The organism is Synechococcus sp. R55.3 (assembly GCF_047461975.1).
Classification (GTDB): domain Bacteria; phylum Cyanobacteriota; class Cyanobacteriia; order Thermostichales; family Thermostichaceae; genus Thermostichus.
Genome location: NZ_JANSIG010000094.1, coordinates 1 through 11,615, shown reverse-complemented (window position 1 = coordinate 11,615; position 11,615 = coordinate 1). Strand labels below are relative to the sequence as shown.

At 59.8% G+C, this 11,615-nt stretch carries 8 protein-coding genes; 2 read left to right on the top strand and 6 right to left on the bottom strand.

All coding sequences use genetic code 11. The features are described 5' to 3' along the window. Positions 1-119: 119 nt before the first annotated feature. Positions 120-1,373, bottom strand: a complete 1,254-nt coding sequence (locus tag NW849_RS12325) for an ABC transporter substrate-binding protein (RefSeq protein WP_414357920.1) — start codon at positions 1,371-1,373, stop codon at positions 120-122. Positions 1,374-1,692: 319 nt separating this feature from the next. Between NW849_RS12325 and NW849_RS12320 the strand changes: the two genes are divergently transcribed. Both NW849_RS12320 and NW849_RS12315 read left to right on the top strand, forming a co-directional pair. Continuing rightward, a complete protein-coding gene (locus NW849_RS12320; RefSeq protein ID WP_414329274.1) occupies positions 1,693-2,511 on the top strand; it encodes an ABC transporter ATP-binding protein in 819 nt (272 codons plus the stop codon). Further along, complete coding sequence (locus NW849_RS12315; RefSeq protein ID WP_414357918.1) at positions 2,508-3,215, top strand: ABC transporter ATP-binding protein; 708 nt, start codon at positions 2,508-2,510, stop codon at positions 3,213-3,215. The genes NW849_RS12320 and NW849_RS12315 overlap by 4 nt, the downstream gene beginning before the upstream one ends. Before the next feature lie 45 nt (positions 3,216-3,260). Here NW849_RS12315 and recN read toward each other — a convergent pair whose 3' ends face one another. From recN to NW849_RS12290, 5 genes are all read right to left on the bottom strand, one after another. Next, a complete protein-coding gene (gene recN, locus NW849_RS12310; RefSeq protein ID WP_414357917.1) occupies positions 3,261-4,967 on the bottom strand; it encodes a DNA repair protein RecN in 1,707 nt (568 codons plus the stop codon). A 169-nt stretch (positions 4,968-5,136) separates the two neighbouring features. Next, entirely contained in the window at positions 5,137-6,171 is a 1,035-nt protein-coding gene (locus NW849_RS12305) for a M14 family metallopeptidase (protein ID WP_414357916.1), read from the bottom strand. 234 nt (positions 6,172-6,405) lie between these two features. Further along, positions 6,406-7,875 carry a glutamate-cysteine ligase family protein gene (locus NW849_RS12300; RefSeq protein ID WP_414357915.1) on the bottom strand — a complete coding sequence of 490 codons (1,470 nt, stop codon included), beginning with the start codon at positions 7,873-7,875 and terminating at the stop codon, positions 6,406-6,408. A 53-nt stretch (positions 7,876-7,928) separates the two neighbouring features. Then, complete coding sequence (locus NW849_RS12295) at positions 7,929-9,899, bottom strand: alpha-1,4-glucan--maltose-1-phosphate maltosyltransferase (RefSeq protein WP_414357914.1); 1,971 nt, start codon at positions 9,897-9,899, stop codon at positions 7,929-7,931. 123 nt (positions 9,900-10,022) lie between these two features. Further along, the gene (locus tag NW849_RS12290) at positions 10,023-11,375 is read right to left on the bottom strand and encodes a TldD/PmbA family protein (protein WP_414357912.1); all 1,353 of its coding nucleotides are present in this window, start codon (positions 11,373-11,375) and stop codon (positions 10,023-10,025) included. Positions 11,376-11,615 lie beyond the last annotated feature (240 nt).

Sequence of the window (11,615 nt, the reverse complement as noted above, 5' to 3'; positions counted from 1 at the left end):
TCAATGACTTTTGCCAAACCGCCTAAAGCTCAGTAAATTCAGCAAAGTTCAGGGTTTTGGGGGTTAGAGGCATGCTCAGAAGGAGAAACCGACCCCCACTCAGGAGCCGCAGGGGAAAATCAGCTCTCCGGCTCAAACACCTTCAGATCCACCACCTTCCCCCCTTGGAAAGTCCAGTGGGCAAAGGTGCCGGCCACCTCCCCATTCTCATCGAAGTTGATGGATCCAGAGGCGCCGGTGTAGAAGATGTCCTCCCCTTTGCCGATCAGCTCCACCGCCTTGGCCCACTCTCCGGGCAGGATCTCGGTGCCAGGCGGATTGGCCACTTCCCGCAAGGCATCTCGAACAGCGGTGCCGTCGGTGCTGCCGGCTTTCTGAATGGCCAGAGCCAGGACAAAAGCGGCATCGTAGGCGGTGTCGATGTAGGGGGTGGGGGGCAGCTCCCCGTAGGCGGCTTTGTAGGCTTCGGCAAAGATTTGGTAAGCCTTGCTATCGGTGAGGGCCTGGGGCGAAACGCCGATGGATCCCTCTAGCTTTTCGGCTCCCACCTGAGCTGCCACATCCGGAGAGCGCATGCCATCGGTGAAGACAAAGCGGTCAAACAGTCCTTCTTCCAAAGCTTGCCGCAAAATGACCACACCGTTTTCGGGGTAGCCGATCAGCACCAACGCCTGGGGATCCCCTTCCTTCAGTTGGGTCAGCTCACTGCGATAGGAAGCCTTGCCGGGCTCGTAGGGAACCGACTTGGTGATGGTGCCGCCCCGCTTTTCAAAAGCCGTCTTAAAGCTGTCGGCCAGGCCCTGGCCATAGTCGTTATTGATGTAGATGATGGCCAGGCGCTCCAGCTTCTCTTCACGGGTGATCTGGGCCAAGGCCACCCCTTGGTAGGCGTCGGAAGGAACTGTGCGAAACAGAAAATCGTTGTCCTCCAGGGTGGTGATGGTGGGGGCGGTGGAAGCGGGGGAAATTTGCGGGATCCGATTGGGAACAGAAACCGTCGTGGCCACCGGGATGGTGATGCCACTGCCCAAGGCGCCGATAATGCCGGCCACCTTCTCCACGTTGACCAACCGCTGAGCTGCGTCGATAGCCGGCTGAGCCGACGTCTGGTCATCCGCTTCGACCACTTGGGCAGGGGATCCCAAAATGCCACCGGCGGCGTTGATTTGGTCAATCGCCAGCTTGATCCCTTTGAGGCAGTTTTCCCCGAAGGCCTGCAGATCCCCGGTAAGAGACATCAAGGCCCCGATTTTGACCGGCCCCTGAGTGGCCTGCTGAGCCGTGCTGGGCAGCAGAGTGGTGGCAAGAGCAGCAGCCGTCAGGGCAGCCGCCGCCGCAAAGGCCCGTCGGGTGAGTTTATTCATGCGAGACATAGCCGACAACCTCCTATGAGGGAAGAGAAAGTAGAACTCAGATCCCAAAAGTCAAGCAAGTGTTGAACCGTAGCAGTCAGACGTTGGCTCACCTCAAAGCGTTCCCCACTCCCTCAAGAAAAGATGGCTCCGGGAAACAGGCGGGCCAGACTCAGGATCTCGCCCGTTCCTTGGCTGCTGTAGGGCTGGCTGCGGCCTCCAAAGGCAGTTGCCCCTGTAGGAATCCAGGAAGGATAATGGGCAAACTCGGCCATTGGGCTCATTATATTTTGAGAAATACTGAACTCATCGGTCGGCGGGGTTTTCCCAAGGCAGCGGCGTGATTGTTATCGACGACATCTCCAAGCGGTTTGGCGGCATTAGCGCGGTGGATCACTGTTCCTTCCGCATCGAAACCGGTCGGATTACGGGCTTGATCGGCCCGAATGGGGCAGGGAAGACCACGCTCTTTAACATCATCGCCGGGTTTATTCGGCCCAGCAGCGGGCGCATCTGGCTGGATGGGGAAGACATCACCGGCCTGCCCCCTCACCATCTGTTCCGTCGAGGGCTGGTGCGCACCTTTCAGATCCCGCGGGAGTTTGGCCGCATGACCGTCTTGGAGAACTTGATGGTGGTTCCCCCCAACCAGATAGGGGAAAACCTGTTCGCCACTTGGTTCGGTTGGCGGCGGGTGCAACGACAAGAACGCAACCTGCAAGCTCGGGCCGAAGAGGTTCTGGAACGGCTGAACCTGATCCATCTGCGGGATCAACTGGCCGTCACCCTTTCCGGGGGGCAAAAAAAACTCTTGGAACTGGGACGTACCTTGATGACCGATGCACGGGTGATCCTGCTGGACGAGCCGGGGGCTGGCGTCAACCGCACCCTGCTGGCGGATTTGATGCGCTTTATCGAGTATCTCAACCGCGAGCGGGGCTGCACCTTTTGCATCATCGAGCATGACCTGGATCTGGTGACCCGTCTCTGCGACCATGTGGTGGTCATGGCTGCCGGCAAGGTTCTCACCCAGGGATCCATGGAGGAGATCAAACAAAACCCAGCCGTGCGGGAGGCCTATTTGGGATCTGTGGCACTGGCCGACTCCCTAAACCCACCCCAACCCTCCCCTCTGCCTTCGGAGGGATCCCTCTCATGACCCCTTTGCTGGACATCCAAGATCTCTACAGCGGCTACCGGGGGGTGGACATCCTCAAAGGGATCCACCTGAAGGTGAACCCTGGGCAAATGGTGGTGATCATCGGCCCCAATGGAGCCGGCAAATCGACAGTGCTGAAATCCTTATTTGGCTTGGCCACCATCCGCTCAGGCCGAGTGCTGTTTCAGGGATCCGACATCACCCACCTGCCCGCTGAGCAACTGGTGCGACGGGGAATCGGCTTTGTGCCCCAGACCAACAATGTCTTTCCTTCCCTCACCGTGCAAGAGAACCTGGAGATGGGGGCCTTCATCCGACGCGACAACCCTGCCGCCCAACTGGAGCGGGTTTATGAGCTGTTTCCACCCCTGAAAGAGAAACGACGCCAAGCGGCGGGATCCCTATCGGGTGGACAACGGCAGATGCTGGCCATAGGGCGAGCGTTGATGGTGGAGCCGCAGTTGTTGTTGCTGGATGAGCCGACCGCCGGCCTGTCGCCGCTGTATATAGAACAGACCTTCGCCCTCCTGCGAGAGATCAACCGTCTTGGCATCAGCATCCTCATGGTGGAGCAAAATGCCAAGCAGGCCCTGAAGATGGCGGACTGGGGCTATGTCTTGTCCACGGGAGAAAACCGCTTTGAGGATACTGGCCCCAACTTGTTGAACAATCCTGAGGTGCTGGAGCTGTTCTTGGGCGGGTGAGGCCCTCACCCCCCTCCCCTCACTCAAAACAAAAGGAGAGGAGGGTCAAGCGGGGCTGGCCAGTTGCTGCTTGCGCAGTTGAGCTGCTTGGTTGAGAAGAGCCTCCACAAACGTCATCGCTTCTTGGGCGGAGTGACCGGCAGTGAGTTGGGCCAGTTCTTCGCGGCGTTCTCGTTCTCCCAAAAGCTCCACCCGCACAGAAGTTCGCTTTTGGTGCACCACCTTGTGAACCCGCAGGTGGTGATCCGCCAGGGCAGCGATCAGGGGTTGGTGGGTGACGCAGAGGATCTGGTGATCTCGGGCGATGCTGTACAGCTTGGTGGCGATGGCTTGCGCCACTTTGCCGGACACGCCGGTATCGACTTCGTCGAAAACCATGGTGGCCACCGGATCGATGCGGCTGAATACGGCTTTCAAGGCCAGCAGAAAACGGCTCATCTCGCCGCCGGAGGCAATGCTGGCCAAAGGTTGAAGAGGCTCACCCGGGTTGGGGCTGATCCAAAAGCTCACCTGATCCACCCCCTCTGCTGTCGGGGGGCCGGGTTGGATCTGCACCCGGAATTGCACTGCGCTCATCCCCAGCGGCCTGAGCTCTTCTATGAGGGCCTTTTCCAGTTGACAGGCCGCTTGTTGCCGCAGTTGGGAGAGCGCTTGGCAATGGCGCTCCAGGTCTTGGGCAGCTTTGTCCAGCCGCACCTGCAATTCCTCTAGGTCGGTGTTGTCTCCTCGCAGTTGGGCCAACTCCGTCTGCACCCGCTCCGCATGGGCCATCACCTCGGCCAAGGTCGGGCCGTATTTGCGGCAGGCTTGTCTGAGTTGCGCCAAGCGCCGTTCAATTTTGTTCAACCGACCGGGATCCGCCTCCAGCGTCTCGCCGTAGCGAATTAGCTCTCGCCCCACCTCCTCCACCTGAATCAGGGCGCTGCTGACCATTTCCGCCAGAGGGGCTAGGTCGGGATCCCGCTGGGTCATGGTCTGGAGCAACCGTTCTACCTGGCCCAACAGATCGGCGATGGCCGGTGAGCCGCTGTCGTTTTGATAGAGCAATTGGTGAGCTTCGTAGCTTTGCTGTTGCAGTTCCACGCGGTGGGCCAGGCGCTCCCGTTCCCGCTCCAGCTTGGCCATTTCGTCGGGATCCTCCAGGCGCAGGGCGGCCAGCTCTTGCGCTTGAAACTCCAGTAGGTCTAGCCGTTGCAGGCGCAGTTGTTGGCTTTGCTGGCGGGATTCCACCTCTGTTTTCAGATGGTTCCAGGTTTGGTAAAGGGCAGCCACTTCTGCCCGTGTTCGCAACAGCTCTTCGCCGCCAAAATCGTCCAGCCAACGGCGCTGGGTTTGGGGAGATTGGATTTGAACGGTTTGCCCCTGGGCGGTGATCTCCACCAATTTGGCCCGCAGGCTGAGCATCTGGGCTTTGTTCACCAGCACCCCATTCACCCGCAGGCGGCTGGTGAGCTTGCCGTTGCGCAACACCAGCTCGCGACTACAAACCAGGCCCTCCTCTAGGGGGTCGATGTGCTCTTGTTCTAGCCAGGCTTGCAGTTCAGGATTAGGACTGAAGATCGCTTCCACCAGACCTCGTTCGCTGCCAGTTCGCAGAGCCCGAGCTGTACCTCCTAGAGCTGCATCCAGAGCATCGAGGATAATGGATTTGCCGGCCCCGGTTTCTCCGGTGAGCACGTTTAGCCCCGCTCGAAAGGGGATCTCCAATTGCTCGATCAGGGCAAAGTTCTCGATCCGCAGCAGGCGCAACATAGGGATCCCGTGGGCTCAGCGTGCCGTTGGCAGTTTTCAGGATAGGGCTTGCGGGGTCGCTCTGTCCCACGTTAGCGTACCCACCATCCCTCGGTAGACGGGTACTGTTAGCGCAGCGGTGCGGAGCACTACCCGTTCTGGTTTGGGGATCGGAAATTGGCAGCCCGGCTCAGCCGGCCAGGGGGTAGCGCTCCATCAGGTAGCAGAGGCAGTCTTGGCGGATGATGCGGCTGTTGAGGGTGAGCATGCCCGGCATGATGGGCACGCTGGTGCGAATTTCTCCATTGCAGGCATAGAAAAAGCGATCCGCCACATTTTGGCCCTGCTCGTCTTGCACCTCCAGGTGGAAGCCGTTGTTCGTCCAGCCAATAGGGGTGTGGGGGGGAAGCTCCCGAAAATTGAGGAGATCCAAATTCGGCGGGAAGCGGATGTGAGAGGGGGATCCCTCTTGGTTGCCATCCTCTTCCCCAAAGCTGAAGCTCACCTGATCCGGGATTTTGACAATGGCGACGCTGTGGAAGAGGTCGATATCTTGGCGGAAGACAGGGCGCTGCGGGATCGCCGACAGGTGCAGGCAGGCTTCCAAGAATTCGTAGGCATGCTGGGTGCCGTGGGGCTGATCCGGCTTGCCGCATTCCAGGGTCACCGCCGGGCAGAAGCGCCCGAAGGCCATGCTCTGTACCCCTTCTGGCTTGGTGAAATAGAGGACAGTGCGCCCAAACAGGGTGGCCAGGTGCAGGGTAGGGGCATCCAGGTGATTGACACAGGCGTAGTGGGGGTTGGTGCCCGTGTTGTTGTGGATATCGACGCTGGCAAAAACGCCCCGCCGCTGCATTTGCTGCAGGACGGCCTGGGCCATGGCGTGCTCGGGGGTGGAGCCGGGGCCCCAAATGCGGTTGTAGTCGGGTTGGCCGTCCAGCCGCCGTTGTCCTTGACGGGCTGCCTGAACATTGCCGATGAAGAGGGAAAGGGAGCGGGGCAATTCCCGTTCGCGGCAGCGGTGCAGAGGACTGTAGCGGCGGAGAAGCTGTCGCACCGCCTGCCAGCCGGTGGTTTCGTTGCCGTGCAGCAGCACAGAGACAAACAGGGCCGGATCCCGTCGCCCCGGCAGATGGATGAGGGTTGGCCCACCCAATCGGTCGTAAAGCTGATGGGCCTCTAGATCCAGCAGTTGATCCGGTAGATGATCGAGAACGGTGAGCATACTGTTTGGGCTAAGAGGCTCGACTCAAACTTCTGGCTTCTGGCCTCTCTCCCTGGAGTAGGGGGGAGCAGAAGTCCAACGAAGTCCTTGGTCGCGAATGAACCGTTTCGCTGCGGTAGCTCGGGTCGCAACAAGGCCATCTGAGAGAGAGTTTGCCCACTCGAGATGCGGGCCAGGGATCCGTCCTGCCGCCGCGGTGGCCCACCGCTGGTACAACCGGCTGTGGAGAGAGCCCTAGCTGAGATCCCAGGTGTGTACCGGTTGGCCTTGCCGCTGCCGTTCCCAGTAGGCACAGGTTAATTGTTGCATATCTTTACCATGCCGAGCCACGTAGCGGCGCTGCCAGGTGGCCCCATTCTGCCCCGACTCGACGCGGGCGCGGAGAATGCCCAGATACACTTGGATATCCTGTTGGGCCAAGTTCAGTTGGGCCAGCCCTCCCTCGGCCAGGGGGATCAGCTCTTCCAGCAGCAATTGGCGCAGGGATCCCTGCCAACCCTTGAGCCAAGTGATGGGGGCCTCCAGGCCGAAGCGGGCAGCCGTGTAGAAATTGGCGCGGCACTGGGCAAAGCTTAGCTCCTGCTCGGGGGAAACGGGCTGGGATCCCAAGGCTTGCACCAGACCAAAGTAGAAGGCCGCATTGGCGATCATGTCGGGTAGGGTTGGGCCTGCCGCTGCCACCCGCTGTTCGATGCGCAGATGGGGAACCGGATCCAAGCCGATCAGGGGTCGGTTCCAGCGCCAGATGGTGCCGTTGTGGAGGCGCAAATGGGCCAGCTCTGATGGGGAAGTGGCTAACCTTTGTGGCAATACCACCGGGTAGCGATGCAGGTTTTCCCAGAACAGCTCCATCAGGGATCCCTGTACATAGCCTTGCCCGAAGGTGACGCGGGGGTAGTGGGTGGGGGAGGGCGGGGGTGGCCCATCCAAAGCTTGCTCAAACAAAGGGATGCGGGTTTCTGCCCACAGATCGTGCCCGAACAGGTAGGGGGAATTGGCCGCCAGCGCCACCAAAGGGGCCGAGGCGATGAGAGAAGCGTTGAAGTAGCGGGCTGCCTGGTGGGGGGCCACCTGCAGATGGATTTGGAAAGAGGTGGTCGCCGCTTCCAGCATGATGTCGGGGTGAGCCACCCGCAACAGGGTGGCAGGCCCTTCGATCTCCAGCCCCAGAGACGGGATCCCTGGGGATTGCTCGCGCCGGTGCAAGTTCAGGATTTGCTCATTGAGGGCCAGGTAACGCTTGCGGGGGGAGATCATCTCCAAGGTCAGTTGCTTTTGCTGCACCGTGGGCAAAATCCCGATCATCATCAACCCCGCCTGCAAGTGTTCGGCCACCCGGCAACAGCGATCCCACGTTTGGCCCAGCTCTTGCTGAAACTGCCGCAGAGCCGAGCCGACCAAAACTTGGGGCCGGCTGTTGATCTCCACGTTGAACTGGGCCAGTTCCGGCACCACCAGCGGATCGTTCACCGCTTCCAGGTAGGCTGAGTTTATCGGGGCCGGATCTCCCTGAGGGGTCACCAGCCATGCCTCCAGCTCAAACCCGCCCACCGGGGATCCCTGGGCAAAGGGCTGACAAGCCGGATCCAGCCCCGGCGCACCGGCCAACCAGCGCTCCAGCAAATCCGTCTCTTGCCGGAGTTGAGCGGCGAACTTGGCAAAGTCTTCGGCGCCAAAGCTGAGGCAGGCAATCTCCTGGCCCATCGAGAGAACTCCGCAGAGGGCATGACACCACTGTACTGTCCTTCTCAGGGTCTTCAGCTCTCCAGGAGAAAAATATGGGCAGGCATCGTCCAGGGATCCAACTTGATGTAGTTGGTGGATCCCTGCCAGGAATACTGCTGGCCGTCCAACAGATCGGTCAGCTTAAAGGTTTGCCAATGCTCCAAATCCAGAGCCCCCAAGTTGAGGGTGACCCAGCCGGACTGAATGTGGAAAGGATCCAAATTCACTGCCACCAAAATGCGGTTATCGCCACTGAAGGTGCGCTTGGAATAGCAAATCAGGGCCTCGTTGTCGGTGGGATGAAACACCAAGCTCCAGTCGCTCTGCAGGGCCGGGTTTTGTCGCCGGATCCGGTTCACCTGCTGGATCAAAGGCCGCAAGTTATCCGGGGCATCCAGATCCCAGTGGCGGATTTGATATTTTTCCGAGTCCAGATATTCTTCGCTGCCGGGACGGAGCGGGCGGTTTTCGCAGAGTTCAAAAGCCGGGCCATAGATGCCGTAGCTGGCCCCGAGGGTAGCCGCGAGGATCAAACGCAGCATAAAAGCCGGGCGACCCCCCTTTTGCAAAAACTCGTTCAAAATATCGGGCGTATTGGGCCACAGGTTGGGGCGATAGTACTCCCGCATTGAGCTTTGGGTGAGCTCGGTGAAATACTCGGTCAGGCCCCACTTGTCGTTGCGCCAAGTGAAATAGGTGTAGGACTGGGTAAAGCCCAGCTTGGCCAGCGATTTCATCAGTTTTGGGCGAGTGAACGCTTCGGACAGAAAGATCGTCTCCGGGTGCTTGGCTTTGATCTGACCAATACACCACTCCCAAAAGCCGAATGCCTTGGTGTGGGGGTTATCCACCCGGAAGATCTTGACCCCCTGGTCAATCCAGTATTCGATCACACCTTTCAATTCTTCCCAAAGGGCTTGCCAGTTTTCTGTTTCAAAGTTGAGGGGATAGATATCCTGATACTTTTTGGGCGGGTTCTCCGCATATTGAATGCTGCCATCGGGCCGCTTTTTAAACCATTCCGGGTGCTCTTTTACATAGGGGTGATCCGGAGAGCATTGAAAGGCAATATCCAGGGCGATGTCGATGTGGAACCGTTTGGCTTCCGCCACCAGATGATGAAAGTCGGCCAGGGATCCCAATTGGGGGTGAATGGCTTTGTGCCCGCCTTCCAGCCCGCCGATGGCCCAGGGAGAACCCACGTCCTCTGGCTCGGCGGTCATGGCATTGTTTTTGCCCTTGCGAAAGGTGCGCCCAATGGGATGGATGGGGGGCAGGTAAAGCACATCAAAGCCCATTTCCGCAATCAGCGGCAGCCGCGCGACCACATCTCGGAAGGTGCCGTGGGTGTGTTCGTTGGGGCCACAGGAGCGGGGAAACAGCTCGTACCAGGCACTGAAGCGGGCTTTGACCGGATCCACCCAAACCCGCCGCTCTGGGTAGGTGCTGACAAAAGGGCGCTCGCCGTAAACCTGCATCAGGGATCCCAACGTGGGGGATAGGGCTGCTTCTATGGCGGGATCCCCCCCTTGGCGGAGTGTTTGGGCGTAGTTGCGCAGCTTTGCCTGCAGAGAGTGCTCCGCGCCGCCACCGCGATCGCCGCTTTGCTGTTGGGCGGCCCGCTCGATCAGCTCGGCCCCGATCAGCAGCTCCACAGAAACATCCTGCTCGGCCTCCACCCGCTTGTACAGATCCTGCTGCCAGGTTTTGAAGGGATCCACCCAGGCCAAAATCCGGTAAGAAGCTTGGCCGATCTGAGTGACCTGAAATTGGGCCCGCCAGCGGTCGTTGCCGATGGGATCCATGAAGATCTCCTGCCAACCCTCTGCACCGGCCTCGCGAAAACAGAGCACCGCCGAGAGCTGATCGTGGCCGTCGGCGAAGATGTCCGCTTCCACCACCACATACTCTCCCACCGTCCGCTTGATGGCGTAGCGCCCGCCGTCGATTTCCGGTGTCACCGCCTCGATGATGACGCGCTGCCGACCCTCTACTGGCCACATAGGATCCACCCTCTGTTTGTCTCCTGCCTGTTCGCAGACTGGCTACTCTCCACCCTCTGGTCAGGAAGGCTTGTCCGCCCCCCACGATACCCAGTTATTCAGGACTCCGTCCCGCCGGCGCGACTAGCCAGCCGTTACCGATACATCTTCAATGCGCAGAGCAGGAAAAGCCGTGCTGCCGTTGAAAACGGTCACCTCTTGTGAGATGGCGGAGATATTACGCAAACAATCGTAGAGATTGCCGGCAATGGTGGTCTCCAGGATGGGGCGTTTTTCGCCGCCTTTGACCAAGAAGCCCCCTTTCACCACCCCGGAAAAGTCGCCGGTGATGGGGTTGCTGCTGCCGGAAAGACGGGTGACAATAATGCCCCGCTCCATGGCATACAGCTCAGACAGGGGGGTTGTCCCCGGCGCCACTCTCAAACAAGCTGGCCCCACCCCCGGCAGGCTGCCCGCCCCCCCTGTGGCATGGCCGTTGGACGGGATCCCGGCAGCGCGAGCTTCGTAGCTGTTGTACATGAAGTTGCAGAGGATCCCTTCGTGAACCAAGGGGGTGATTTGGCGAGGGATCCCTTCGCGGTCGAAGGGCTCAATGGGGTAGCCGGGCAGGCCCAGGCCTTCAGAAACCACGGTGAGCAACGGGCTGGCGATCCGGGATCCCATTTTTTGCGCCAGAGGGCTTTTGCCTTTGCGCACCGCATCTGCCCCCAAGACAAAGAGGAGATCCCCCAGGAAGTCCTCCACCACATCTGGAGGGAGAATGATAGGGCCGCGAAAGCTCTCCCCTTCGGTAGCCCCCAGCGCCCCCACACATTTTTGGACAAAGCGATCAAAAGCCCGCTCCAGCGTTGGGATGAGATCGGCCCGCTTCTGGACGCTGTCGCCGTCGTAGGCAAAGCTGCCCACCTCGTCCCCGTCGATGGCCATGCCAAACAGGGATCCCCCCGCCTCGACACTGTGGTAGTTGGCCCGGATGCCGGTGGAAGAGGCGATAGCCAGGGTCTCTTCCTCAACGCTGAGGGAGCCGTTGTCGATGGTGATGCGAGGGTCTTTGGATCGCACCCACTCCAGCAATTGGGATCCCAACTGGGTCAGGGTGGCGGCATCCAGTTCCAGCAGCCCCGGATCAAGGGCAAAGGGCACCTGGGGCAGAGGTTGGGGCTCCGGCAGCCCGTTCAGGGGATCCGCCGGCGAAGCCTTGGCCATGGTCACAGCCTCAGCAGCCGTCTCAGCTAACTCTTCCGGGCGGTTGGAGGTGGCAAAGCCCAGCCTGCCGCCACAGAAAACCCGAATGCCGAACAGGGTCTCGCTGCTGCTGCGGGCCAGGTTCAGGTCGTTTTTTTCAAACGTGACTTCCGTTTCCCGGCCTGAGTTGGCAAACACTTCTGCCTGGTCGGCTCCAGCGGCCAACGCCTTGTACACACCCTGTTCACAAAGATCCAGCAGGTTTTCCGGGGAAATGATGGAGCTGGGCATAGAAAGCGGGATAGCAAGAGGACAGTCCTATTATCGGCTATGGCTCAGGGATGCCTTTCCCAGCCCCCTGCGGCCCATGGGATCCCAGCACCCACCCCTTCGTCCGACAACGTGACCCTGGTGCGCACCGTTCCAGCCCGCTCCCCCTGGGCAACAATCAGCAGAGAGCATGACTCTAGTCAATAATAAGCTCAACTATACTGAAAATAATGTATAATATGTTCAGTACGGATTACTACC

Bases quoted from the DNA above. Each gene is read 5' to 3' on its own strand.
- NW849_RS12325 (WP_414357920.1), bottom strand. From the start codon at position 1,373: ATGTCTCGCATGAATAAACTCACCCGACGGGCCTTTGCGGCGGCGGCT.
- NW849_RS12315 (WP_414357918.1), top strand. From the start codon at position 2,508: ATGACCCCTTTGCTGGACATCCAAGATCTCTACAGCGGCTACCGGGGG.
- recN (WP_414357917.1), bottom strand. From the start codon at position 4,967: ATGTTGCGCCTGCTGCGGATCGAGAACTTTGCCCTGATCGAGCAATTG.
- NW849_RS12305 (WP_414357916.1), bottom strand. From the start codon at position 6,171: ATGCTCACCGTTCTCGATCATCTACCGGATCAACTGCTGGATCTAGAG.
- NW849_RS12300 (WP_414357915.1), bottom strand. From the start codon at position 7,875: ATGGGCCAGGAGATTGCCTGCCTCAGCTTTGGCGCCGAAGACTTTGCC.
- NW849_RS12295 (WP_414357914.1), bottom strand. From the start codon at position 9,899: ATGTGGCCAGTAGAGGGTCGGCAGCGCGTCATCATCGAGGCGGTGACA.
- NW849_RS12290 (WP_414357912.1), bottom strand. From the start codon at position 11,375: ATGCCCAGCTCCATCATTTCCCCGGAAAACCTGCTGGATCTTTGTGAA.